Here is a 25,260-nt window from a genome sequence, read left to right on the forward strand (position 1 = left end):
ACAACGCCAACAAGACAATGGGTGATAAAGCCAGTGATGACCGCCTGCGCAGCAAATCGGGTTTTGCCAAGCTGATACGGCGCCCCGAGTTGGCTAGCCTGGTGGGCTTTGTGCTCATCTTCATCCTGTTTTTCTCGGTCGCCCCGGCCTTCCGTTCCCTGGACGCGATGGCCACCGTGCTCTACGCCAGCTCCACGCTGGGCATCGTAGCCTTGGCGGTGGGCCTGTTAATGATTGGCGATGAATTCGACCTATCATCCGGCGTCGCCGTGACCACCGCCGCGTTGGCGGCGACCATGCTCAATTACAACTTCCACCTCAACTCCTGGGTGGGGGCGGGCCTCGCCCTGCTTTTATCCTTGGCTATTGGCGCATTAAACGGGTACCTGGTCACCCGCACCGGAATCGCGAGCTTCCTGATCACCCTGGCCGCCTTCCTGATGCTGCAGGGGCTCAACCTGGCCATCACGAAGCTGGTGACCGGCCAAGTTGCCACCCCAACCATCGCGGACATGGAGGGCTTCCCGTCCGCTCAGATGGTATTCGCCGGGCGCTTCGAGATATTCGGTGTGACCATCCGCTCCACGGTTATTTGGTGGATCCTATTTGTGGCCCTGGCTTCCTTCATGTTGTTCAAGACCAAGTTCGGTAACTGGATCTTCGCCGTGGGAGGCGACGAGGAGGCCGCACGCGCCGTGGGCGTTCCGGTGCGCCGAGTCAAGATTATCTTGTTCATGTTCGTGGGCTTCGCAGCGTGGTTCGTGGGCATGCACACCCTGTTCGCCTTTGATTCCATCCAGGCCGGCCAGGGCGTGGGCAACGAGTTCCTCTACATCATCGCCGCCGTGATTGGCGGCTGCGCGCTCACGGGTGGACGCGGCACGGCGGTAGGTACCGCGATCGGCGCACTCATCTTCGGCATGACGAACCAGGGAATTGTCTACGCCGGCTGGAACCCGGACTGGTTTAAGTTCTTCCTAGGCGCCATGCTGCTATTTGCGGTGCTGACCAATTCTTCCTTCGCGAAATTCACCAAGAGGGGATAGGCCATTATGGCGATTATTGAATTGCAAGATCTGACCAAGTCTTACGGAAACTTTGACGCGCTGCGTGGGGTAAACCTCTCCGTCAATGAGGGGCAGGTGACCTGCGTGCTGGGGGATAACGGCGCGGGTAAATCCACCCTGATCAAAATCCTTGCCGGATTGCATAAGCAAACCACCGGAGTGATGCTCATCGACGGGGAGGAGGCTACTTTTGAGTCCCCGCGTGATGCCATTGCCCAAGGTATCGCCACGGTGTATCAGAACTTGGCGATCGTCGATGAGATGAGCGTGTGGCGCAACTTTTTCCTCGGACAGGAAATCACGGGCTTTCTCGGCAGCCTGAAGGAGGAACAGATGCGCGCCATCTGCTCCGAGCAGCTGCGCGACATGGGTATTGACATCCCGGATGTGGACGTAGAAGCCGGCAATCTATCCGGTGGTCAGCGCCAGGTGGTTGCCATCGCCCGTGCGGTCTACTTCGGTGCCCGCGTGTTGATTCTGGATGAACCAACCGCGGCCTTGGGCGTCAAGCAGTCCGGCGTGGTACTAAAGTTCATCGCCGCCGCGCGCGACCGTGGCCTGGGCGTGGTCTTTATTACCCACAATCCGCACCATGCTTACCTGGTGGGAGATCATTTCAGTATCCTCAAGCTGGGCCGCCAGGAGCTTGATGCTCGCCGTGACGAGGTCACCCTAGAGGAGCTGACCCGCCAGATGGCCGGCGGCGGAGAACTTGAGGCGCTCAGCCACGAATTAGGGCGCCAAGGCTAGCCGCCCGCCCGGCGCGGGGCGGTTACATGCGCATCGCCTTCATGGCCCTCATGCCGGTTCTGACTATTGCACGGAATGTGGAAGGGGAGACGTGGTGGGATGGGGCGATGGGGTGGAAGCGCTGCTGGGACACGGTGCGCTTGTTCGTCCACAAACGCATGCCGGTGATCCCGTGCCGATGATTGAGCCCGGAGTCCTTGACCCCGCCCCCAGGCGCGGAGATGGAACCGTACGCGGGGGCAAAGGCCTCATTGATATTGACCATCCCGGCCTCAAGCCGGCTGGCCACAGCCCAGGCGCGTCTGGTGTTTTTACCCCACACCGAAGCGGTGAGGCCAAAGTCTGAATCATTAGCGCGCGCGATGGCCTCCTCCGCGGAATCCACCACATAGACGGCGACCACCGGGCCGAAGGTCTCCGAGTCATACAGTTTCATTTCAGGGGTAACTCCGGTGATGATGGTGGGCTCATAGAAGTATGGGCCCAACTCGGGCAGGGCGGTGCCGCCAGCTATCACAGTAGCCCCTTTAGCCACGGCGTCCTCAACGTGGGAAGAGACCGTCTCAAGCTGGGCCGGGCCGGTGAGGGAACCGATGGTGGCGGCGTCGCTAAAAGCGGGGCCTACAACCTGGCGCTTAGTGGCCCGGGCAAACGCCTCGATGAACTCATCCGCAATGGCGGAGTGGACATAGATGCGCTCGGCCGACATGCACAGCTGGCCGGACGAGGAGAAACAGGCGCGCACCGCGCCCTCGGCGGCGTAGTCTACGTCAGCATCCTCCAGCACCAGCATCGGATTCTTGCCTCCCAATTCGGCCATGGTGGGCAGCAGGCGCGCCGCGGCCTGGGAGGCCATTTGCTTGCCCACGCGGGTCGAACCGGTAAAGGAGAGCCCGTCCACGCGCTCGACCAGCGCGTCACCCACTTCGGCGCCACGGCCGGGGACCAGTTGCCATACGCCGGAGGGAAGGCCCGCCTGGATTGCCAAGCGCCGCAGGTACACAGCGGTAAGCGAGGTCTGGGAATCGGGCTTATGGACCACCGCATTGCCCGCGATGAGCGCGGCAAGCACGTCACCCACGCCGAGGGATAGAGGGTAATTCCATGGGGAGATGAGCCCCACCACACCTAGCGGGTAGTACTGCGTGCGGGTCTTGGTCAGTACCGGCAGAGCCCCTTTGTGGCGTTCGGTCCCGTAGGCCTTTTGGGCACTGACCGCGTAGAAGCGGCAGCAATTGTAGATATCCATCAACTCGTCATACGCATGGCTGCGGGACTTGCCGTTTTCTGCCTGTATAAGGTCCAGCACCGCTTCTTCATGCTCCATGACAAGGTCATGCAAGCGCAGGAGCACGGCGGAGCGCGCCGCGAGTTTGGCGTTGCCCCATTCGGGTTGCGCCGCCCGTGCATCGTTTACAGCCTGGTCCACGTCACCGGCTGTGGCGTTGGAAAAAGTAAAGAGTCGCTCACCGGTAAACGGGAAGACGGACGTGTGCTGCTCGCCGGTGCCGCGCAGGTCTGCCGCGGGGGACGAATCGAGAAACGTCCGGACGCTAGCGGGCAATGAGACAGAGGCTGGTGTAAAAACAGTCATGCACCCGATTGTGCCTGAACCAACCCCGCCAACGCACAAACCCAGTGCCCGGAGGAAAACCCGCGGTCCTCCCCAAACGGTACGGGCGGTTTCAGCGGCCCACGGGTAGTGCAACCGCGTGGGGGCCGGCCGCCATACCCTTCCTTTCTCATTCCGCCAGGGGAGTTGTTTAAAACTTATAAGCCGCCATGCCGACCGTTGGGGTCCGCATGACGGCTAGCACCGGCGCTCCGGGGGGACTAAGGGACTAAGTACTCAGCCCGATTGCTTTGCCGATGGTAGAAGGCGTGTGTAAGGCCTCAAGGATGAAGGCGGCAACGTCAGAGCGGGAAATGGAACCGCCAAGGTGTCCTTCTTGGCCAACCTCAAGGGCCTTGTACTTGCCTGTAGCCGGCGCATCGCGAAGGCCCGAGGGGCGGACGATGGTCCAATCCAGGCCAGAGGCCGTGACCAGCTCCTCCTGCTCGTTGTGATCGGCCAACGGCTTGGCCAGTGTCTTCTGCGCGATCCAGCGCAGCGGCTGCTTCATTTGCTGGGCGGAATCTCCAGCGCCGAGTGAAGAGTGCACGACGATGCGCTTGACGCCCGCCGCGCGCATGGCGTCGATGACAACTTCTGTAACCTTGGCGCGGTTGCGATCATCGCCTTTGCTACCGCCGACGGCTACCACCACGGCGTCGGCGCCGCGTACGGCTTCGGCTACAACCGCAGGGTCCTGTGCGGAGCCCTGCACTACGGTGGCAAACCCCGGGGCGTTGCCGCTGCGGCTGACGATGGTCACCTGGTCACCGGCAATGTAGGCCTGGTCAGCGAGCGCGGCACCGGTGCCGCTTGAACCGCCAATGATGGTTAATTTCATAATGTCGTAATACTTTCCTGATTTAGACTTCCGTGACGCGAATGCCGCGTTCCTTCAGGGCCGCCGCGAACACGCCGTGGCCCTCTTTGAGCCTTCCGCTATGAGTCCCATCGAAGATACGCGTGCAGCCGCACGCGGGGGACTTAGACTTCAACAGCGCCTCTTCAACCCCAGCGTCCACCGCGCGCTGGGCGGCGGCCCGCGCCCCGTTGATGAAGTGCTCGGTGACGTCCGCGCCCGCCGCGGTTACTACCCTCGCGGTTCCGGCTAGGACATCGGAGCCATCGCCGCCGGCGATTTCCGCCGCCGGCCGTGGGGTGGGAAGCCCGCCCACCTGCTCAGGGCAGACGGCCAATGCGCGTCCACTGGCAACCAGCGTTTGGGCGGCGGCTGAAGGTTTCGCTTTGCCGTCAAAGCGGCAGGGGATCCCGGCCAGGCAGGCGCTCACGAGCTTCATGCGCAGTGCCTCCTATCTCATTGGGGCGGGAATGGGGGATGGCCTCGTGGCCATGTAACTACTCGTTTATACCCACCGCGAAATGAATAATCCAGTCCGTGGATGGGCAGGAGTTGGCCACGCGCGGCCGCCCGCGCTGGAATGGGCTGAGGTGTAGGGGGCCGTTCGTCCGGGGCACCATTGGCGTCACGGCTCGCCCGCGGGCCTGTAGAAGCCCGCGGGATTCGCGCCCTTGACGGGGTTTAGCTATACAAGTTCCACTCCCTAATTCGGGGCGATTGGGCTGGTAGTTGGGCTGCGGGGTCCACGCGGCGGTGCGAGAATGAGGGCGGACTACGAATACTTTATTCAGCGATAGTGCGCCCGAGGGCGCTAAGCAGTGCTTTTACGCTCGAGGGGCCTAGGACCCTGGGACATAGGCGTGAGAAGGGCCTTTACGTGGAGGAGGTTGGAGAGATGCCCCACTTATGGTCTGCGTTATCGCGGTGATCACCGTGGCATCGTTGCTCTATGTAACGTGCGTCCAGAGCATCCAGCGCCAACGCGCCCGTGCGGGGGAGCGGGGCCGCGGGGAGCTGCGCGCCGTCAGGATCGTGGCGGACGCCTACCGCCCGGGAGGATTGGTGCACACGGCGATTATCCGCCGCGATGATGGCAGGCGGATTAACAGCACAGAAGTGCCGGATTGGTTGCTCGATAACCACGTGTATTCGCCTCCGGCCAGGCGCAGCGGCGCGAGGAGCGTGAACCTGCGCGCGACAGGCCAGGAACGCAGGCATGCGGCGGACAAAATCCGCCATGGTGGATACGTTTTTGAACTCGCCGCGCCCGTTCGGGTGCGCTGGACGTGCCATGCCCCAAGCGTGGTGCACTGGACCGTGGATGGGGAGGGGATTGATCACCCTGGCAATCCAGGCGCACACGGCGGAATCTAAATAGTCCGACTCTTTACCTTCATTACCATCCACGGGATGGCAGGAAACAGTGGCCGGTGAGAGCCAAGCCCGCCAGCCGAATTCTGGCGTTTAATTTCCCGGGGCACTATCTTTAGACGTATGACTTCCTTTAGCCCCCTAAACTGGCCGGTGGTTCGCCAGTTGCGGAACAAGGACCCGTTTGGCAGGGACGCTAACACCCAATCCGCCAAATCTGAGGGACTTGAAGGCCGCATCGCGGATGCTGACCGCGTGGTTCAGTCCGTTTGCCCGTATTGCGCGGTGGGGTGCTCACAGCGTGTGTACGTCAAGGACAACAAGGTAATCCAGATTGAGGGTGACCCGGATTCGCCGATTTCCCGCGGCCGTCTGTGCCCAAAGGGCTCCGCATCGGAGCAGCTGGTCAACTCGGCAACCCGCCTGACCAAGATCAAGTACCGCGCGCCGTACTCCACCGAGTGGCAGGAACTCGATCAGGACACGGCAATGGACATGATTGCTGACCGCTACGTTGAATCTCGCCGCAACGGCTGGCAGGACAAGGATGAGCACGGGCGTGTCTTAAACCGCACCATGGCGATCGCGGGCCTGGGCGGGGCCACGCTCGATAATGAGGAAAACTACCTGATTAAGAAGCTGTTTACCGCCACCGGAGCCATACAGGTCGAGAACCAGGCCCGCATATGACACTCCGCCACCGTTCCTAGTTTAGGAACTTCTTATGGCCGCGGCGGAGCTACCCAACCGCTGCAGGATATGGCGAATGCGGACTGCATTGTCATTCAGGGTTCAAACATGGCTGAGTGCCACCCAGTGGGTTTCCAGTGGGTCAGCGAGGCGAAGAAGCGCGGTGCACGCATCATCCACGTGGATCCGCGTTACACCCGCACCTCGGCATTCGCCAACCGTCACATAGCCATCCGCGGCGGCACGGACGTGGTGCTACTAGGTGCCGCAATCAAGTACATGCTGGACAATGACCTCTACTTCAAGGAGTATGTCCTGGCATATACCAACGCCTCCCACATCATTAATCCCCAATTCCGGGATACCGAGGATTTGGACGGCCTGTTTTCCGGCTATGACCCGGAGACCGGCAAGTACGACAATGAGACCTGGAGCTATGTTGGGCGGGAGCAGGCCAACTCCTGGTCCCACGAGAAGGATGAGACCCTTCAGGATCCGAACTGCGTGTTCCAGATTCTCAAGCGCCATTACTCCCGGTACACGCCGGAAATGGTGGAGGAGACCTGCGGCATTTCCCAGGATGATTTTGAGTACTTCGTCACGTCCATCGCGCAGAACTCCAACCGCGAGCGCACCACGTGTTTCGCCTACGCCTTGGGCTTTACCCAACACACCCTAGGGGCCCAATTCATCCGCACGGCGACTATCCTGCAGCTGTTGATGGGCAATGTGGGACGCCCGGGCTCCGGAATCATGGCGCTGCGCGGGCACGCATCGATTCAGGGTTCCACGGATATCCCCACGTTGTTTAACTCGCTACCGGGATACCTGCCTATGCCACATGCGGATAATGCAACGTGGCAGGACTATCTGGACTCCTTCTACAAGCGGGACCAGAAGGGCTTTTGGACGTGGGGAGACCGTTACGCGGTCTCACTCATGAAGTCCTACTGGGGTGACTATGCCACGAAGGACAATAATTGGGGCCTCGACCTGATGCCTCGCCTGACCGGGGCGCACTCAACGTATGAGACCCTGCTGGGCATGCTTGAGGGCTGGGTAGAAGGCTACCTAGTCTTCGGCCAGAATCCGGCGGTGGCTCAGTCTAACGGCAGCATGCAGCGCAAGGCGCTGGCCAACCTTAAGTGGCTCGTCGTGCGTGACTTCCAGGAGATTGAGACTGCCTCTTTCTGGTATGACTCTCCCGAGATTAAAAACGGCGAGCTCAAGACAGAGGAAATTGGCACCGAGGTATTCCTGATGCCGGCGTCTACCCACGTTGAAAAGGCCGGAACGTTTACCCAAACCCAGCGCCTGCTGCAGTGGCGTTTCAAGGCCGCTGATTCGCCGGGTGATGCAACCTCTGAACTGTGGTTCTTCTATCAACTGGGCAAGCGCATCAAGGAGCGGCTGGCGGATTCTAAGGATCCGCGAGACCTGCCGGTCCAGGCTGTGACGTGGGATTACAAGGAAACCCACGAGCATGAGCCAGACTCAGAGGACGTGCTCCGAGAAATCAACGGTTACTACCTTGACGGCCCCCGCAAGGGCCAGCTTCTGCCGTCCTACGCGGAGATGAAGGCAGACGGTACAACCTCCGGCGGCTGCTGGATCTACACCGGTGTATTCAAGGACAATATCAACCACTCCGCTAATAAGGTGCCAGCCTCGGAACAAGATGAGCTGGCCCTCGAGTGGGGCTGGGCGTGGCCGGCTAACCGCCGCATGCTCTACAACCGCGCGTCCGCGGATCCGGATGGAAAGCCTTGGTCCGAGCGTAAAAAGTACGTCTGGTGGGATGATAAGTCCGGCAGGTGGGTAGGCAAGGACGTTGTTGACTTCCCTGTCGACAAGGCCCCTGATTACCGGGCGCCCGCCGAAGCGGTGGGGCCCGACGCGCTTGACGGCACGGATGCGTTCATCATGAAGGAAGACGGCGTGGGCTGGCTCTTTGCCCCAACGGGAATGGCAGATGGTCCTTTGCCTACGCACTACGAGCCGCATGAGTCGCCGACTCACAATGCGCTCTACACCCAGCAGCAGTCCCCGACGCGCCTGACCATCAAGCGCGAGGACAACCTGTCCCGCCCCGGGGCGGGGGAACCCGGCTCCGAGGTCTACCCGTTTGTCTTCTCCACCTACCGCCTGACCGAGATGTACACCTCAGGTGCAATGTCCCGCCGCCTGCCGTTCCTCGCGGAGCTGCAGCCGGGCCTGTTTGCCGAGGTCGATCCGTACCTCGCGGAAAAGCGCGGGTTGACCAATGGGGACTGGGCCACCATCGTCTCCCCACGCGGAGTGATTGAGGCACGCGTGCTGGTCACCGAGCGCATTGAGCCAATGATCATCAACGGGCAGGAGTTCCATCAGATAGGCCTGCCGTACCACTACGGTGAATCCGCGAGCGCGCCCGTTGCGACCGACGGCCCCAACGACCTGCTGGGGCTTACCCTCGAGCCAAACGTGTTCATCCAGAACTCCAAGATCGGCGCTTGTGACATTCAGCCGGGCCGCCGCCCCCGCGGTGACGCGCGGGTCGAGATGCTCAAGGAGTACCAACGGCGAGCCGGCCTGACCATCGAGTCCGGAAATGAATTGGCAACCGGGATTCAGGACGCTCACTCCTCCGGCGAGGACGTTGGAGGCACGGGCAGTGATGACTTGGCGGGCAATGACGCGGACGAGGAAGGCAAGGAGGGCAATTAATGTCAGAAAACTTCCTGACTGAAAACCGCCACGGTGAAGGCTACGGGCACTATCAGCGCATGGCGTTTTTCACGGATACCTCCATCTGCATTGGCTGCAAGGCCTGCGAGGTGGCGTGTAAGGAGTGGAACCGCAACCCGGTTGAGGGGTATGAGGTCACTGGTAACTCCTATGACAACACTGGCTCCTTGGGCGCTAATACCTGGCGCCATGTGGCCTTTATTGAGCAGGGCCATGAGCGCATGGCCAAGGCGCGGCGCGAGGGTGCCAAGTTGATTTTCCTCGGCATGCCTACGGTGGGCGGGCCCGCCGCAGACCCACTCTCGCCGGCGGCTGGAGGGGGTACTGCGGAGCGCAAGATTCCAGACACTGACTCCTTCCGCTGGTTGATGTCTTCTGACGTGTGCAAGCACTGCACCCATGCCGGGTGTTTGGATGTGTGTCCCACCGGCGCCCTCTTCCGCTCCGAGTTTGGCACCGTCGTGGTCCAGGATGACGTGTGCAATGGTTGCGGCACCTGCGTAGCCGGTTGCCCGTTCGGCGTGATTGAGCGTCGCGAGGACGGCGGCGTCAGCTTGAACGCCACCCGTGAGGAGGCCGCCGAGCAGTCCGAGCATCCCCGCAGCCACGCCGGGGTCAACGTTCTGGCCAAGCTGCGGCAGCTGAAAAGGCAGGGCCCTGACCACACCCCGGGTGAGGTCATGCCGATTAAGAACATCGGCATGGCTCAGAAATGCACCATGTGTTACGACCGGCTAAAGGTGGGGGAGCAGCCGGCTTGTTCCAAGACCTGCCCCACGCAGTCCATCACCTTCGGCACCTACGAGGACATGTTGGCTGCGGCCAAGGAACGCGTCGCCGTGCTCCATGAGCAGGGCATGACTGAGGCCCGCCTCTACGGCGCCAACGATCAAGACGGTGTGGGTGGAACCGGGTCCATCTTCCTGCTCCTGGATTCACCGGAGGTCTACGGTCTTCCACCAGACCCGCACGTGCCCACCCAGGATTTACCCGCGTTGGCGGCCACCGCGGCGAAGGCCGTGGGCGGGATGGTCGTGGCGGCAGCGGCAGCCTTTGCGATTGGAGGACGCTCCTAGATGACTACCCCAAGCGAGATGGACGCCTACCGTCCACCAAATACCTTTAGGCGCTCGGGCGCGCGCAAAGGCCCTCGCCGCAAATCGGATGCTCGGAGGAAGGGCTTTAGGTCTTATGGCGCGGGCGCCGGCGCGCAGGATGGTTCCAAGGAGCAGCGCGTCGCTGAGGACTTCGAGTTCACCTCCTATTACGGAAAGCCCGTGGTCAAGGCCCCGCCTTGGGAGTGGCCCATCGCCGCCTACTTTGCCCTCGGAGGCATAGCCGGCGGTTCCGGTCTGCTTTCCCTAGGCGCCAAGCTCACGAAGAATGCGCCCCTGCGCAGGTCCACGGCGCTCACGGCGTTCGGTGCGGCCTCTGTGGGATCGGTGTTTTTGATTTTGGACCTGGGGCGCCCAGAGCGTTTGCTGCACATGTTCCGGGTGTTCAAGCTGTCCTCGCCCATGAACCTCGGTTCGTGGATCCTTGCCTCCTTTGCCTCCGCCGCGGCCGTGCCGGCGGTGGTGGAGGCGGACAAGCTCACCGGTGAGAAATTGCCGCTGGGGTTTGTCCGCACGCTGCTCAAAGCCGCCGATGGCCCCGCCGCGGCGGTAGTTGGCGCCCTCGGAGGCCCCCTGGCCGGCTACACCGCGGTGCTGATTGCCGATACATCAAACCCAACGTGGAATGACTCCAAGAAGCACCTGCCGTACGTCTTTGCCGCTTCGGCCACGATGGCCGCCTCCGCAACCGCTATGATCTTCACCCCGGTAAGCCACGCGGGCCCAGCCCGCGCGCTGGCGCTGGCGGGCGCGGCAGCGGACATTACCGCCACCAAGGCCATGGAAGCGGGCATGGAGCCGGAGACGGTCAAGCACTACCATCAAGGCACACCCGGCAAGCTCATGAAGGCCTCGGAGATCCTGGTCGCCGCCGGCGGCGTGGGCACGGCCCTCGCCGCGGCTACTAAGTCCCGAACGCTGTCTGTGTTGTCCGGCGCCGCATTGGTCGCCGGTTCCGCGTGCACCCGCTTCGGGGTCCTCGGCGCCGGCCTCGAATCGGCGAAGGATGCCGAAGCCGTGGTCGGCCCGCAAAAGCGCCGTGCGCAGGCAAAGATGGACGAATCTGGCACGCGGCATACCATCATCACCCCGCGCTAACCTCCCCGTGTTCCGGCGGTGAACCCCGGCCGGAGCACCCCTGCCGGAGCATTCCGCCGGGGCACCCTGATGTGACCCGGGGCGGTTTTCCGGGATTGCCGGGAAACATGCACTATCCTTACGCGTTTATGGTGACGGTTGCCTCGCCGCCGGATTGCGGGATGGTGCGGCCAATGACCGGGTAGCCGGGAACCTCGCCGATGAGGATGAGGCCGCCGGAGGTTTGGGCGTCGGCGAGCAAGACTAGCTGTTCCTCGGAGAGATCCGCGCGTACGTCGAGGTGCTCGCGAACCCAGTCCAGGTTGCGGCGGGAGCCGCCCGGGATGTAGCCCTCAGCGAGGCGCTCGGCAGCCCCCTCGATGAGAGGGACGGACGAGAAATCAATCTCGGCGCTGATCCCGGAGGCGCGGCACATTTTCCAGAGGTGGCCTAGCAGGCCGAATCCCGTGACGTCCGTAGCTGCCTTAATCCCCGCGGCCACGGCGGCCTGGGACGCGTCCTTGTTAAGCGTTGTCATGGAATCGATGGCGGGCTGGGATACCTCACCGGTGGCCTTGTGCCAGTTATTGAGCACGCCCACGCCGATTCCCTTGGTCAGGGTGATGGGAAGGCCAGACTCGGCCGCGTCGTTGCGCATCAGTTTTTCCGGAGCCACGATGCCGGTGGCCGCCATGCCGTAGATGGGTTCGGGGGCGGTGATGGAGTGGCCACCGGTCACGGAGATGCCCGCTTGCGTGCACACGTCCATGCCGCCGCGCAGCACCTCACGCAGGATCTCCAAGGGGAGGACCTCGCGCGGCCAGCCCACCAAGTTGATGGCGGTGACAGGGGTGCCGCCCATTGCGTATACATCGCTGAGCGCATTAGCCGCGGCCACGCGGCCCCAGTCATAGGCATCGTCGATCATAGGGGTAAAGAAATCCGCGGTGGAGATGACCGCCATGCCGTTATCGAGTTTCACGGCCGCGGCGTCATCACCGTCATCGAGGCCCACCAGCACGTTGGGATCCGCGGTGCCCACTAGCCCCTGCACGGCTGATTCCAGCTCACCGGGGGGAATCTTGCATGCGCACCCGCCACCGGCGGCAAACGAGGTCAACCTGGTTTCGTGTGGAGTAATCATAGCCCCCACGCTACCCGCCTAGCCTACGGGATGCGTTTGGTCCATTCCTCCGTGGAGTATTTCTCTTCCACTAGACGCTTGGCGGCGTTGATGGTCTCATCGGTCAGCTGCGTTTCCCGGGCGCCGTAGCGGGTGGCGAATTCCGCGGCCATAGTATCGACAATCTCCTCGCGTGCCACACCGGTCTGGCGGCGCAGCGGATCCACGCGTTTCTTGGCGCTGGCCAGCCCCTTGGAGGAGACCTTCACCTTGCCGATGCGCAGGACCTCCATCATCTTGTCCGCGTCGATGTCATAGCTCATGGTGGTGTGGTGGAGCACCGCGCCGGCGCGGCGCTTTTGGGCGGCGCCGCCAATCTTGCCGCCATCGGAAGTGATGTCATTAATCGGCACGTACCAGGCGTTAACGCCGTGCTTGGCGAGTGCCGCCAACACCCACTGGTCCAGGTACGCATAGGAATCCTCGTAGGAATAGCCCGCCACGAGAGATTCGGGCGCGTAGAGGGAATAGGTGATGCAGTTGCCGCCCTCCATGAACATGGCGCCTCCGCCGGACATGCGGCGAACCGGCGTGATCCCGTGCTTGTCCACGCCTTCTTGCTCCAATTCGTTGGCGTACGACTGGTAGCTTCCAAAGACCACGGCCTTGTCATCCCATTCCCAGAAGCGCAGGGTAGGGCCGCGCTTTCCCTCAGCCACTTCGTTTAGGATTTGCTCATCCAGCGCCACGTTAAGCGGGGTGGGGAGCACGCCGGGGCGCAGAATCTCCCACGTGTGATCCGTAAAGTCAGTGCCCCCAGCCAGCGCGCGCTTGACCGTAACGGCCACGTCCTTGGTGGAAAAACCATGCAGGGCCACTGGGTGCTCTGCGTCAATTTCCGCCAGGGCCGCGTCGAGCCGGGCCTGAATATCCGCGGTGGAATCGGATTTCTTGGTCCCTTCCAGCGCGGGGGCGAGTGCGTCGTAGGCCTCCTCTGGCTCCAGGAAAAAGTCGCCAGATACCTGGGCGTGGTTGATAACGCCATCCTGGACGTCGAGGTCAACTACCACAAGCTTTCCGCCCGGAACTTTAAGCTCAAAATGAGAATTAATCATACCCCTGTCAACGGACCTGGACCGGCATTTGTTCCCGCCTTTGCGCGCGCCGCTATGAGGCCTTAGGCGCCGGACCTACGGGACTTCGACCGGGTAGTGGGACCGCCGGCTACAAGCAAACGCTCATGCGTGGCCCACGGTGCTTGTTCCATGTTGGACGGCGCCAGTTGAGGCTGTCCCCGTAGGGGCCGATGGAGGCGCGGGCGAGCGGGGCTGTATATTGTCATGGAGTGGAGGCGTACGTGTCCTGGTGGGCGCCCCGGTCTTCAAAACCGGTGAGACCAAGTATCTTGGCCTGGCAAGTTCGATTCTTGTCCGCCTCCGCCATAGCTTTCTTACCCTTCCAGCGGAGCCCCTCATAGATGAATGACCCTCGTCGGCACATTCCCCGGACCGATGCCCTTCTAGACTTGCCCGCAGCGCGTGCATCGCGATTATCGGATGCCCGGATTAAATCCATCATTGTTGCCGCGCAGGAGGCGGCCCGGCGCGGCGAGATTGCGCCGGGGGACGTGGCCGCGCGGGTGGAAAGCCAGCTTCGCGGCGCGGCGCCGTATTCCCTGCGCCCGGTGCTCAACGCGACTGGCGTGATCATCCACACCAATTTGGGCCGCGCCCCGTTGCCGCAGGCCTCCGTCGACGCCCTGGTGGCCGCGGCGGGGTACACCGATGTGGAACTCGAGCTCGCCGCAGGCGTGCGTTCCGCGCACCGGGGCAGGGGCGCTATCGATGCGTTGCTGGCGGCCTGCCCGGGCGCTGAGGACGCGCTGGTGGTCAACAATGGTGCGGCGGCATTGCTCCTTGCTTGCGCCGCCTTGGCCGAGGGCGGGGAGGTGGTTATCTCCAGGGGTGAGCTCATCGAGATTGGGGCGGGGTTCCGCCTGCCGGAGCTTATCGAATCCGCTCACGTCACGCTCAAGGAAATAGGCGCGACCAACCGCACTCATCTGTGGGACTACCAGCGGGCGACCACCGCCAATACCGGTGCTTACCTCAAGGTTCACCCGTCCAATTTCCGCATGGAGGGCTTTACTTCGTCGGTCGGCGTGGAAGAACTCGCAGGGGAGGCCCGGCAGCGCGGTGTGGGGCTGATAGTGGATTTGGGCTCTGGGCTTTTAACCCCGGACGCTACCTTGCCGGACGAGCCGGACCTGCACGCCCAGTTAGCCGCCGGGGCGGATCTGGTGATTGCCTCCGGGGATAAGCTTTTAGGAGGCCCGCAGGCCGGCATCCTGCTGGGGACCCGACACGCCATTGCCAGGGCCAAGAAACACCCGCTGGCGCGGGCGCTGCGCATCGATAAGCTGCGGCTCAATGCTTTAGAGGCTGCGGTCAATGTGGGTTCCAACGCGGTGCAGGATTTCCTGCACATCGCTCCGGAAACCCTCAAGGCCCGCAGTCAATCCGTGCTGGAGCAGCTGCCCAAGGCCTTGCCAGCCCGCCTGGTTGCCCATGCCGGGCGGGTTGGTGGCGGCGGCGCGCCCGAACACCCGCTCGACGGGTGGGCCATCGCCGCTCCGGAAGCCCTGGCCGCGCCCTTGCGCCAGGGCGAGCCCGCCGTTATGCCGCGCACGCACAAAGGCCAGTGCATCATCGACTTGCGTTGCGTGCCGGAGTCCCAAGACGCGGCGATCGTCGCCGCTATCGCTGCGGCATGGGAACGGGTGAACTAAATGTACGTCATTGCCACCGCGGGCCACGTGGACCACGGAAAATCCACCCTAGTTAAGGCGTTGACCGGGATGGAGCCTGACCGCTGGGAGGAAGAACGCCGCCGCGGGCTGACCATCGATCTCGGCTTCGTATGGACCACCTTGGATTCCGGGGCCAACGTGGCCTTCGTCGACGTTCCCGGGCACGAAAGGTTCATAGGCAACATGCTGGCCGGGGTGGGGCCGGCACCCGCCGTGATGTTCGTGGTTGCCGCCGATGAAGGATGGCAGGCCCAATCCAGCGATCATCGCGACGCCCTTGCCGCACTAGGGATTGAGCGCGGCCTGGTCGTGCTCACCCGGACTGACCGCACCGATGACGCCGGTATCGCGGCGACCGCAGACCGCGTTCGGGCTGAACTCGCCGGCACTACCCTGGCCCAGTTTCCCGTTGTTAGCGTCTCAGCGCACACCGGCGCGGGCCTGGAAGAACTCAAGCATAGGTTGGATGGGCTGCTCGCGGGCATGGAAAAGCCGCGCCATTCCGGACCGGTGCGCCTGTGGATCGACCGGGCGTTTACTGTTACGGGCTCGGGAACCGTGGTCACCGGTACCCTCAATGCCGGAACCCTCACCGTGGGTGATCGCCTGGAACTGCACACCGCGGCGGGCGTACAAACCGTCGATGTTCGCGGCCTCCACTCAGAAAACCGGCCGCATACCGCCGTTGGGCCCGTAAGCCGCGTCGCCGTTAACCTACGCGGCATCCCGGCAGAAGCCATCTCCCGCGGTGATAGCCTGCTGACCCCAGGCCATCTCACCCCTGTTGCTGAGGTTGATGTGCGCCTCACCACCGGGCGGAGCGGCACCACCGTGGACGCGACCCGGCTGCCCCAGGAGCTGACCCTGCACGTCGGCACCAGCACCATCCAAGCCCGCCTGCGCGCCCTAGATTCCACCTTCGCCCGCCTCCGGCTGGCCCACCCCGTGCCGCTGGAGCTAGGGGACCGCATCGTGGCCCGCGCACCGGGAAGCCGCCACGTGGCCGCCGGCCTCCACGTGGTTGACATAGCCCCGCCCGCGCTCACCCGCCGCGGTGACGCCGCCCGCCGCGCCCACGACCTCCTTAAGCGCCGCCACGACTCGGATCCGCTCGACGTGGTCAAACGCCAGGGCGCCGTCAAAGCCACGTCGCTTTCCGCCCAGGGACTCGACACATCCAGCCTGCCCAAGGGAATCATTGCGTTTCGCGACTGGTGGATTTACGCCCCTGAGGTCACTGCCTGGAAAAAGGCGCTGATCAATGCAGTCCAGGAACACGCGAAGGCTCAGCCACTTTCGCCGGGCCTAAGCCGCAGGGCCGCGGTCAACGCGGTGGGACTCGCCAGCGAAGAGCTGCTAGGCATCGCCGTGGCCGCCGCTCGATACGAATCCCGCGACGGCCTCATCGTGGATCCTGCACGGAAACTGGATTTAGGGCCCGCGGAGCCCGCGGTGGCCGAGCTGGAGCGGCGCCTCAACGAGGATTCCTTCGCCGCCCCCGAGGCCAAAGAACTGGCCGCCCTAGGACTGGGGCTTAAGGAATTGGCGGCCGCCGAGCGCGCCGGGCGTGTGCTGCGGATAAGTGACGCAATCGTTTTGCCGCCCACAGCCCCCGCCCACGCCATCCGCCTGCTTAGCTCCATCGAGCAGCCGTTTACTACCTCCCAGGCCCGCCAGGTGTTGGGCACCACACGGCGGGTGGCCATCCCGTTACTGGAGTATCTGGACCGCAAGGGCCTGACCCGCCGCCTCGACGGGCAGCGTCGCGAGGTCTGCTAACCCCACGGGGCGGGATCAACGTGCCCCTATCGACGGTGGTGGCCGCGCCTGCGGCGGCGGGCCGGCCGGCGCTGGTGCACGCGGGCCGACTCAGAGTTTGAACGCTTGGGTGGCTGGGAGCCCGCAAGGGCGTTGACGAGTTCGGCAACGGATACCAGCTGCTGCGCATGGCCGCCCTCCGATGCGGTGGCCGGTTCCAGCAGCGCTTCAGGCTGAGCCAGCGCGTGGGTTTTTCCTTGGGCCTCCGGTTCTAGGCCCGGCTTGTTCCCCGCGTGCGGATCCAGTTCTGAATCGAGTTCTGGTTCTTGTTCCTGCTCTTGTTCACGTTCGGGCAGCCGTGCCGTTGTGGAAGCCCCGGGGGTCTCCAGGGGCTGGCCGCCCACTGGGGGTTCGCCTGCGGGCACGGGTCCTGCGGGTACCCCGCTTGGCGGGGAGGCGCTAAGGATCGAAGAAATGGCTCGAGGCCCTCGAGGGGCCGGGGAGTGGGAGGCAAAGTCCTCCGCGTCCACTGAGAATTCAAATTCGAGCGGGTGCGGCAGTTCGGATTCCTTCGGCGGAATGATGGGAGCATCATGCGGGGTGGTGATCTGGGGCAGGGGCGCGGCAAAGAGTTCGGCAGAATCCGCGGCGGGCAAATCCACGGCGATGCAGCCCGATGCCACGTATGCGCGCGCGCAGACCACGGTGCCTTGTTGCTGCGCTTGGCGCACCACATCTACGAGGCCGGCGCTGACATCCTCGAGGCGCACCGCCCCCAGGGCCACATCGTCTATGGCGGCCACCAGGTGTTCGCCCACTGCGGCGACGGTAGCGATAAGCTGGCAGGTCCCCATGGCCAGAAGCTGATACTCATCGAGGTCATCTGCCACGGAAGTATCAAGGATGTAGCCTTGGCCGCCGTTAAATAGCACTGAGCCCGCCGGCTGGTTGTTTCGCGGGACACTCCACACGTTAAGCCCCAGGTGGACCGCGATCTCGATGTCCCCATCGATGATCTCCGCGGTGGCCCACGTGGCCGGATTGAGCTGGGAGGCTAGCAACCGGTCCAGATCCGGAAATTCGGCAGACTCCTGCGCGTCTAAGAAGCCTATGATCCCAAACGGGCTGCGCACCTTCCACCAATGGTTAAGCGGGTTCGCCTCCAGCGTTACCTCCATTAGCACCGGGGCTTCGTTCAGGCGTGGAATGGACAAAGCCGTGCCAAGGACCACGTGGTCCAGGATAGTGACGTGCTCAACCCCCAAATGGGCAGCGGGAAGGGGGTAAAGCTGCATGGGGCGTCACCTCATGTTTAGTGCGGACAATGTTTAGGGATCTTCACGGCCCCGCGGGTCGCTCAGAGATTCTAGATACAAACTCTAGGCGCGATTGCCGAGTATTTCATCTAAGCGTGGGTAACTACCGCTATTGTTGTATTGAAAATTATTTCAACCTAATTTCGAGATGTACTGGACGGACCTTTGGACTACGAACTGTCAACCGTTGCCTTCGCGCTGGGACTCACGCTGTTTGCAGGCCTGTCAACCGCCATCGGCGGGGCAATAGCGGTAGGGCGCAGGGCGCCGGGGCCCAAGTTCCTGGCCGCATCCCTGGGACTGTCGGCAGGCGTGATGCTGTATGTGTCCTTCATGGAAATCCTGCCGGAGGCCGCTAACCACTTCGGTGAGGTCTACGACTCAGAAATGCGTTCCATGGGCGCTGCGGTCACCGCCTTCTTCGGCGGCGTTGCCGTCATCGCCATCATCGACCGCTTAGTGCCGGAGGAAATTAACCCCCACGAGCCATCCACAACCGATGAGGAGGCGCGCAGGCGCCGATTAATGAAAGCGGGCGTATTCACCGCCGCTGCGCTGGCCGTGCACAATTTCCCCGAAGGCTTTGCAACCTTTGTCTCGGGTCTTGAGGATCTCTCCATCGCCATTCCCATTGCCGTGGCGATTGCCATTCACAACATCCCGGAAGGGATCGCCGTGGCCGTGCCCCTGCGCGAAGCACTGGGCTCGCGCAAAAAGGCTTTCTGGTGGGCCACCCTATCCGGTTTGGCCGAGCCATTAGGCGCCGTCATCGGCTTCCTCATCCTCATGCCACTGCTGGGGCCCATGACCATGGGCGTTGCCTTGGCCGGCGTGGCCGGAATTATGGTGTTTATCTCCCTGGACGAACTTCTGCCTACGGCAGAGGAATTTGGCGAGCACCACAGCGCCATCTACGGCATGATCGGCGGAATGGCCGTCATGGCCTTTTCATTGGTGCTGTTTATGTAGCCCGCCCGCGCGCCCCAGTCGGCCCGCGCAATCGATGTGGCCGATTCTCGCCTAGCTAACACGGGCCGGATAATGGTCAACCGCACGGGCGTGGGCGGCCATGCCTTGGGGCGTGAGAGGCTACCGCCACACAAAGGCGCAAGACGCCAACAGCCACCTCACCGGCCAGGGGTCAGCGCAGAGTGCGCTGCGGCTTGGTGAGATGGCTGTTAATGGCCTGGTAGCTTAGTGTGCTGCGTCTTTCGGCTTATTCTTGCCAAAAAGTGGCTTGACCAGGGATACGACGCCTAGGACTATCATGCCGACGATAAGGCCAAAGACCATGGACGCGCCGGTATCGACCAACCAGGAAACAACACCCGCAGGTACGGACTCGGACCAGTGGTGGATGGTCTCATAGGGCCATGACAAGCCGAACTCATCCAGGCCGGCGACGATAATGTGACCGCCCACCCACAGCATGGCTGCGGTACCCACGATGCCGATGAGGGACAAGACGTATGGCATGCCCTTAACCAGCAGATGGCCTATGGAGGCCTTGCCATCACGGCGTTCGATCATGCGCAGCCCAACGTCATCCATTTTCACCAGGATGGCCACCGCGCCGTAGACCGCCAGGGTGATGCCAATGCCAACGACGATCAACACCATGAGGCGCGTCCAGAAAGGCTGATCAATGATCTCATTGAGGGAGATCACCATGATTTCAGCAGAGAGAATCAGATCGGTGGTGATAGCGGAGTTGACCAGCTTGTCCTCGGCGTTGGCGTCCCGCTCCTGAACCGGATCGTGGTGTGCCTTCTCATGGGGGACCACCTTCTCCCAAATCTTGTGGGCGCCCTCATAACACAGGTATGCGCCACCACACATCAGGATTGGTGTCAGGGCCCAAGGGGCAAGCCAGGAAAGCAGGAGGACAATGGGCAGGATGATAAGCAGCTTATTGCGCAGCGAGCCCTTCGTGATCTTCCAGATCATTGGAAGCTCACGCTTTGGATTCACGCCGGTGACATACTGCGGAGTCACCGCGGCGTCATCAATGACTACGCCGGCCGCTTTCATGGAGGTCTTGCCGGCCATCGCCACCACGTCGTCGGCAGAGGCTGCGGCGGCGCGCGCAATCACAGCAACATCATCAAGGAGAGCAAGTAGGCCACCGGCCATTGGCTGGTTCCTTTCATCGAAACAGTAAAAGTGGGGTTACGAAAACCAAGATACAGGCTCCTGCGATCAAGACCCCTTGGCTGAAACTCAACCATCGTATCGCGAAAGGCCTAAACTGGCAGAATGAGAATAGGTTTCCTAGGTTCCGGTGCCGTGGGTTGCTGGTTCGGTGGCCGCTTGGCCGAATGCGGTTATGACGTCACGATGATCGGCCGCGGCGCTACTTACGACGCGTTGCGGCGGCGCGGCATTCAAATCAACGATGAGGCCCCCAAGGAGGTGCGCGTAGCCCGCAGCGTAGCCGAGGCCGGCCCACTGGACATTGTGGTATTGGCGGTCAAAGTCACAGCCGATACGTGCGTTGCACGGCTCCTGGAAGGAATAGGCCCGGACACCGTGGTGGCGGTGACCCAAAACTGCGTGGAGACTCCGTACCTGGTGGCGGACGTGGTGGGTCAACATCGCACATGGCCCGGCGTTATTCGCGGATACCTGCACCACACAGGACCGGCCGCGGTGGAATATCATGGCGGGCCCACGAGCCATACCTTTGGCACGTGGGATGGGCAGCACTCTGAACTTGCCGCCGCTTTTGCCGGTGCCATCAACGCTTCCGGCAATGAAGGAATCTACCATCCGGCCATCTTCGAAGACGTGTGGGAAAAGGCCATGTTCGTCTCTTCGAGCGGGGCCCTAGGCGCCCTGGTGGATAAGCCTTTGGGCTACCTGCGTGCTGATTTGCGAAGCACGTTTGAAGGGGTGATGGCGGAGATCTACCGCGTGGGGGTGGCGGCCGGCGCGCCGCTGCGGGATGATGCGGTGGCCCGGGTGATGGATTTCGCAGACCGGATGCCGCAGGACGTCACCACGTCGATGCAGCGCGACCTCAAGGCGGGCATGGCGCCGTCCGAAACGGAACTGGATGCACAGGTCACGGCGATAAGCCGCATTGGTAGGGCCCATGGGGTAGACACGCCGATTTTGGACCTGTGCGCCCAACAGGTACGCCAGCGGCACCTAGGCTGAGCCGGGAGATTTTTAAGGGGCTTAAAACACCGGAAGCTGCCCAAGGAGCCCGGCTTCACGCCGGCCTTCATGGTCAGTGATAGGCAGGGCGCTTTTTCGTACGCTGTAGCTGTACCGGTGCGGGTGCTATGAGGCTGGGGAAAGCTCTACCTTGTCGGCCCAGGTGAGCTCAATGCCCTGGGCTTTAAGCCACTCCATGGCGTCATCACCATTGCGGGTAATGCCCTCAACGGCATTAAGGGTGGCGTCTATGGCGCGCTCTGCTTCCTCGGCGGTGATAAAGCCCGCCGAGGTAGCGGCGGAGAGCTCATCGATATCCAGCACGTCAATTGGTTCGCCGGTGATGGAGACCAAGTCCACGTAGAGATCGCGAGTGGTCCACACATCGCCGTCTACGCTGATGTCCGCGACATCGAAGTAGAAATCCTGCTTCTTGTCCACGCCGTCTCGGAAGTGGAAGATGTTGGCGCGGATGCCCAGGCTTGGGAGCAACCATGACTCCAGGTAACCAAACTGCGGATGGTCGGCGCCGCGGCCCATGTATAGGCCGAAGTCCGTGACGCGGTAAGTATCCACGGCCCGGAGGAAACCCTTTGGATCCACATTTACGTTATCCGCGGTGTTGAAGGTTTCTTCCTTCACTGGATGGAGATCGACGCTCATAAGTGCTATTTCACCTCGAAAAATGCTGCCGTGGGCAGGAAGTTGCACGATTGGGTCTGGGTGTTAACCGTGCCGGACAACAGTGCAATCACGGTGCCGGAACCGGTCTTAGCGGTGCCGGATACGGTGGTTGGGCCGTCAGTGTTGATGCCGTTGTTGGCCAAGGGGGTGACACCCGAGGTGAAGGTATCGATGTTAAACCACTGAACCCGCATTCCGCCCTGGCGTTCGGCGGCCGAATCTGTGCCCAGTGCCGTGAACAGGAAGACGGTTTCCCCAGCGCCGGCTCCCGGCGAAGGGATCTTAGTGGGGCCAGGAACAGCGATTCCCGAGCCCACGGAATCATCCCGGCCGCCGATGCAGTTAGCGGAGACTGTTGGCCAGTAGAATTGGGTGAAATTTGGCCCGCCTTCAACCAAGGCTGGCCCGCCTGATTCGCCAGTGCCTGCGGCAAAAGCAAGCGCAGAAAGAATCGCGTTGCGTGCATCTGCCGGCAACCACGGCTGCTCCGCAAACGCTCGAATGCGGTCCTGCGTGGCTGGGGTAGGGCGGCCCAGCTCATCGAGGGGGTTATCAATCCCCATCATGGAGGACATCTGGTAATTCACCTGGGCCAGGCTAGGGGCCTGCGCTTGGGCGGGAGCTAGCGACGGGGCCGCGATTCCAATCACCGCAGCGGCTGCGGCGATGGAGGCGGCGGCGCGGTTCAAACTAGTTGAGCTCACAGGTCCTAATTCCTTGCTTCGGGGGATTTACGCGGGAACACTTCGGCGGCTTCTGGGGCGTTTGCGACTCGGCCGGTATGTATGGCGCGATGGATACACCGGCGGCATTCGACCCAGATCACACAAGTCACAGAAGTCACACCTTTACCTTCAGTAACAATATTCACTTTTGGCTGGCAGTCAAGCGGTTGCCCAACCTGCTATCAACTAATTCGCCCTTAGTGACCGTTTCGTTACATTTGCTCATGTGCGCGGTGAAAATTTTCACGTGGCTCGCCTGCTAACGATGCCGGGTGAGGATCGCAAGTCACAATGAGGCACGTCATCTAGGCAAATTGGGGCAATAGGGGTATTGTTAGTGCGGTTGTTCACTAAGGGGTACCTGGCACCACGGCTGGGCCGAGCGCCATTCGGCGAAACGCTGACAATCTTTCTAACCCGCGGCCCTGCAGGTTAGATGCCCTGCTGGAAATTACCCCCATACACCTCAAATTCTATTAGGAGATCTTTCGTGACCCATACCGAGTTTCGCAACGTAGCAATCGTCGCACACGTTGACCACGGTAAGACCACTCTCGTCAACGGCATGCTGGAACAGTCCGGCGCATTCGGCGATCACGGCGAAGCCGCGGACCGCGTGATGGACTCTAATGACCAGGAGAAGGAACGTGGCATCACCATCCTGGCCAAGAACACCGCCATTACCCGTAAAGGCAAGGGCAAGGACGGCGCTGACCTGATTATCAACGTCATTGATACCCCAGGCCACGCCGACTTTGGCGGAGAAGTAGAGCGCGGCATCTCCATGGTGGACGGCGTGGTCCTTCTCGTCGATGCTTCTGAGGGTCCACTGCCGCAGACCCGCTTTGTGCTGACTAAGGCGCTGGAAGCAAAACTTCCGGTGATCATCTGCGTGAACAAGACGGATCGCCCCGATGCGCGCATCGATGAAGTTGTATCCGAATCCCATGATCTGCTTCTCGAGATCGCGTCCGGCCTCGAGGATGAAGAAGCGGCCGAGGCCGCGGAAACCCTGCTGGACCTGCCGGTCCTCTACGCCTCCGGCCGTGCTGGCGTGGCGTCCACCGAGAACCCTGGTGACGGAAACATTCCAGACGCTGAAGATCTGCAGGCGCTCTTCGATGTTATCTACGACGTACTGCCAGAGCCTTCCGCTAAGGTTGATGGCCCGCTGCAGGCGCACGTTACCAACCTTGACTCCTCCGACTTCCTGGGCCGCATAGCGTTGCTGCGCATCTACTCCGGTTCTATCAAGAAGGGCCAGCAAGTTGCGTGGATTCACTATGACGATGAGGGTAACCAGCACGTCAAGAACGTGAAGGTTGCAGAGCTTTTGCGCACCGTTGGCTTTGAGCGCCAGCCCGCTACTAGTGCCATCGCCGGTGACATCGTGGCCATCTCCGGTATCTCCGACATTATGATTGGTGACACCATCGCCGACGTGGAGAATCCGGAGCCACTGCCGCGCATCAAGGTTGATGAGCCCGCTATCTCCATGACCATCGGCGTCAATACCTCCCCAATGGCCGGCCAGGGTGGCGGCGATAAGCTCACCGCACGCATGGTCAAGGCCCGCCTGGACCAGGAGCTCATTGGTAACGTTTCCATTCGCGTGCTTCCTACCGAACGCCCAGACGCCTGGGAAGTTCAAGGTCGTGGCGAAATGGCCCTTTCCGTCCTGATCGAGTCCATGCGCCGTGAGGGCTTCGAGCTGACCGTGGGCAAGCCACAGGTGGTGACCCAGGAAATTGATGGCAAGACCTACGAGCCCTACGAGCACGTCACCATCGATACGCCGTCCGAGTACCAGGGCGCCGTTACCCAGCTCATGGCGAACCGCAAGGGCCTGATGCAGTCCATGGACGTGCGCGAGGGTGACTGGGTCCGCATGGAATTCCGCATCCCCGCCCGTGGCCTCATTGGTTTCCGCACCCAGTTCATGACCGAGACCCGCGGCGCTGGCATCGCGAACTCCATCTCCGACGGCCTGGACGTATGGGCCGGTGAAATCAAGGCCCGCCCAACCGGCTCGCTCGTTGCCGACCGCTCGGGCCAGATTACGCAGTACGCTTTGATGCAGCTGGCCGACCGTGGAGACTTCTTCGTGGAGCCTGGCATGGAGGCGTATGAGGGCATGGTTGTGGGAGCTAACAACCGTGATGAGGATATGGACATCAACATCACTAAGGAGAAGAAGCTCACCAACATGCGTGCGGCTTCCGCCGATACCACCGTGACCCTGAACAAGGCACGCACCCTCTCCCTGGAGGAAGCCCTCGAGTTCTGTGGCAACGACGAGTGCGTCGAGGTTGCCCCTGACGTCCTGCGCGTTCGCAAGGTAGAGCTTTCCGCAACGGACCGCCGCCGCGCCGCTTCCCGCGCCAAGCAGCTCAATAAGTAAGCCCTTAAGCTCGCTTT

At 62.2% G+C, this 25,260-nt stretch carries 20 protein-coding genes and 1 tRNA gene; 12 read left to right on the forward strand and 9 right to left on the reverse strand.

Annotation, left to right across the window (positions count from 1 at the left end):
• Positions 1 to 17 precede the first annotated feature (17 nt).
• Together CENDO_RS04175 and CENDO_RS04180 are read left to right on the forward strand one after the other, a co-directional pair.
• Positions 18 to 1,046, forward strand: coding sequence for an ABC transporter permease (locus CENDO_RS04175; protein WP_425456212.1), 1,029 nt, complete (start codon positions 18 to 20; stop codon positions 1,044 to 1,046).
• A gap of 6 nt (positions 1,047 to 1,052) precedes the next feature.
• Complete coding sequence (locus tag CENDO_RS04180; protein ID WP_136140919.1) at positions 1,053 to 1,817, forward strand: ATP-binding cassette domain-containing protein; 765 nt, start codon at positions 1,053 to 1,055, stop codon at positions 1,815 to 1,817.
• A 22-nt stretch (positions 1,818 to 1,839) separates the two neighbouring features.
• Here the strand turns inward: CENDO_RS04180 and CENDO_RS04185 are convergent, their stop codons facing one another.
• The 3 genes from CENDO_RS04185 to CENDO_RS04195 all read right to left on the reverse strand — a co-directional run bounded on the left by CENDO_RS04185 (position 1,840) and on the right by CENDO_RS04195 (position 4,727).
• A complete protein-coding gene (locus tag CENDO_RS04185; RefSeq protein ID WP_136140920.1) occupies positions 1,840 to 3,411 on the reverse strand; it encodes a succinic semialdehyde dehydrogenase in 1,572 nt (523 codons plus the stop codon).
• A gap of 247 nt (positions 3,412 to 3,658) precedes the next feature.
• A complete protein-coding gene (locus tag CENDO_RS04190; RefSeq protein WP_136140921.1) occupies positions 3,659 to 4,270 on the reverse strand; it encodes an NAD(P)-dependent oxidoreductase in 612 nt (203 codons plus the stop codon).
• 22 nt (positions 4,271 to 4,292) lie between these two features.
• Positions 4,293 to 4,727, reverse strand: a complete 435-nt coding sequence (locus CENDO_RS04195) for a 2-thiouracil desulfurase family protein (protein WP_136140922.1) — start codon at positions 4,725 to 4,727, stop codon at positions 4,293 to 4,295.
• Positions 4,728 to 5,194: 467 nt separating this feature from the next.
• On the opposite strand from CENDO_RS04195, the gene CENDO_RS04200 reads away from it, so the two are divergent.
• The 4 genes from CENDO_RS04200 (at position 5,195) to nrfD (ending at position 11,289) form a co-directional block, all read left to right on the forward strand.
• A complete protein-coding gene (locus CENDO_RS04200; protein ID WP_136140923.1) occupies positions 5,195 to 5,662 on the forward strand; it encodes a hypothetical protein in 468 nt (155 codons plus the stop codon).
• A 120-nt stretch (positions 5,663 to 5,782) separates the two neighbouring features.
• Positions 5,783 to 9,055: a formate dehydrogenase-N subunit alpha gene (fdnG, locus tag CENDO_RS04210; protein ID WP_246014373.1), complete on the forward strand. Its 3,273-nt coding sequence runs from the start codon at positions 5,783 to 5,785 to the stop codon at positions 9,053 to 9,055.
• Positions 9,055 to 10,152: a 4Fe-4S dicluster domain-containing protein gene (locus CENDO_RS04215; RefSeq protein WP_136140926.1), complete on the forward strand. Its 1,098-nt coding sequence runs from the start codon at positions 9,055 to 9,057 to the stop codon at positions 10,150 to 10,152. Before fdnG ends, CENDO_RS04215 begins: the two co-directional genes overlap by 1 nt.
• Positions 10,153 to 11,289 (forward strand): NrfD/PsrC family molybdoenzyme membrane anchor subunit, encoded by a 1,137-nt coding sequence (gene nrfD / locus CENDO_RS04220; RefSeq protein ID WP_136140927.1) that lies wholly within the window; start codon positions 10,153 to 10,155, stop codon positions 11,287 to 11,289.
• 118 nt (positions 11,290 to 11,407) lie between these two features.
• Here nrfD and selD read toward each other — a convergent pair whose 3' ends face one another.
• Complete coding sequence (gene selD / locus CENDO_RS04225; protein WP_136140928.1) at positions 11,408 to 12,412, reverse strand: selenide, water dikinase SelD; 1,005 nt, start codon at positions 12,410 to 12,412, stop codon at positions 11,408 to 11,410.
• 23 nt (positions 12,413 to 12,435) lie between these two features.
• A complete protein-coding gene (gene lplB, locus CENDO_RS04230) occupies positions 12,436 to 13,503 on the reverse strand; it encodes a lipoate-protein ligase small subunit (RefSeq protein WP_246014423.1) in 1,068 nt (355 codons plus the stop codon).
• A 235-nt stretch (positions 13,504 to 13,738) separates the two neighbouring features.
• Between lplB and CENDO_RS04235 the strand changes: the two genes are divergently transcribed.
• From CENDO_RS04235 to selB, 3 genes are all read left to right on the forward strand, one after another.
• A tRNA-Sec gene (locus CENDO_RS04235) sits at positions 13,739 to 13,833 on the forward strand.
• A 35-nt stretch (positions 13,834 to 13,868) separates the two neighbouring features.
• Positions 13,869 to 15,179 (forward strand): L-seryl-tRNA(Sec) selenium transferase, encoded by a 1,311-nt coding sequence (selA, locus tag CENDO_RS04240; RefSeq protein WP_136140930.1) that lies wholly within the window; start codon positions 13,869 to 13,871, stop codon positions 15,177 to 15,179.
• Positions 15,180 to 16,979, forward strand: a complete 1,800-nt coding sequence (gene selB / locus CENDO_RS04245; RefSeq protein WP_136140931.1) for a selenocysteine-specific translation elongation factor — start codon at positions 15,180 to 15,182, stop codon at positions 16,977 to 16,979.
• Positions 16,980 to 17,005: 26 nt separating this feature from the next.
• Here the strand turns inward: selB and CENDO_RS04250 are convergent, their stop codons facing one another.
• Positions 17,006 to 18,253, reverse strand: a complete 1,248-nt coding sequence (locus CENDO_RS04250) for a hypothetical protein (RefSeq protein ID WP_136140932.1) — start codon at positions 18,251 to 18,253, stop codon at positions 17,006 to 17,008.
• 186 nt (positions 18,254 to 18,439) lie between these two features.
• Here CENDO_RS04250 and zupT point away from each other — a divergent pair, with 186 nt between their 5' ends.
• Positions 18,440 to 19,243: a zinc transporter ZupT gene (zupT, locus tag CENDO_RS04255; protein ID WP_136140933.1), complete on the forward strand. Its 804-nt coding sequence runs from the start codon at positions 18,440 to 18,442 to the stop codon at positions 19,241 to 19,243.
• A gap of 225 nt (positions 19,244 to 19,468) precedes the next feature.
• On the opposite strand, the gene CENDO_RS04260 is transcribed toward zupT, so the two are convergent.
• A complete protein-coding gene (locus tag CENDO_RS04260; protein WP_136140934.1) occupies positions 19,469 to 20,407 on the reverse strand; it encodes a DUF808 domain-containing protein in 939 nt (312 codons plus the stop codon).
• A gap of 123 nt (positions 20,408 to 20,530) precedes the next feature.
• Between CENDO_RS04260 and CENDO_RS04265 the strand changes: the two genes are divergently transcribed.
• Positions 20,531 to 21,433, forward strand: coding sequence for a 2-dehydropantoate 2-reductase (locus CENDO_RS04265; protein ID WP_136140935.1), 903 nt, complete (start codon positions 20,531 to 20,533; stop codon positions 21,431 to 21,433).
• 126 nt (positions 21,434 to 21,559) lie between these two features.
• On the opposite strand, the gene CENDO_RS04270 is transcribed toward CENDO_RS04265, so the two are convergent.
• Together CENDO_RS04270 and CENDO_RS04275 are read right to left on the reverse strand one after the other, a co-directional pair.
• Positions 21,560 to 22,096 (reverse strand): ribonuclease FAU-1 family protein, encoded by a 537-nt coding sequence (locus tag CENDO_RS04270; RefSeq protein WP_136140936.1) that lies wholly within the window; start codon positions 22,094 to 22,096, stop codon positions 21,560 to 21,562.
• A gap of 5 nt (positions 22,097 to 22,101) precedes the next feature.
• A complete protein-coding gene (locus CENDO_RS04275; RefSeq protein WP_246014375.1) occupies positions 22,102 to 22,821 on the reverse strand; it encodes an Rv1157c family protein in 720 nt (239 codons plus the stop codon).
• Positions 22,822 to 23,332: 511 nt separating this feature from the next.
• On the opposite strand from CENDO_RS04275, the gene typA reads away from it, so the two are divergent.
• Positions 23,333 to 25,243, forward strand: coding sequence for a translational GTPase TypA (typA, locus tag CENDO_RS04280; protein ID WP_136140937.1), 1,911 nt, complete (start codon positions 23,333 to 23,335; stop codon positions 25,241 to 25,243).
• The last annotated feature ends 17 nt before the right edge of the window (positions 25,244 to 25,260 follow it).

The organism is Corynebacterium endometrii (genome assembly GCF_004795735.1).
In the GTDB taxonomy this organism is placed as follows: Bacteria; Actinomycetota; Actinomycetes; order Mycobacteriales; family Mycobacteriaceae; genus Corynebacterium; species Corynebacterium endometrii.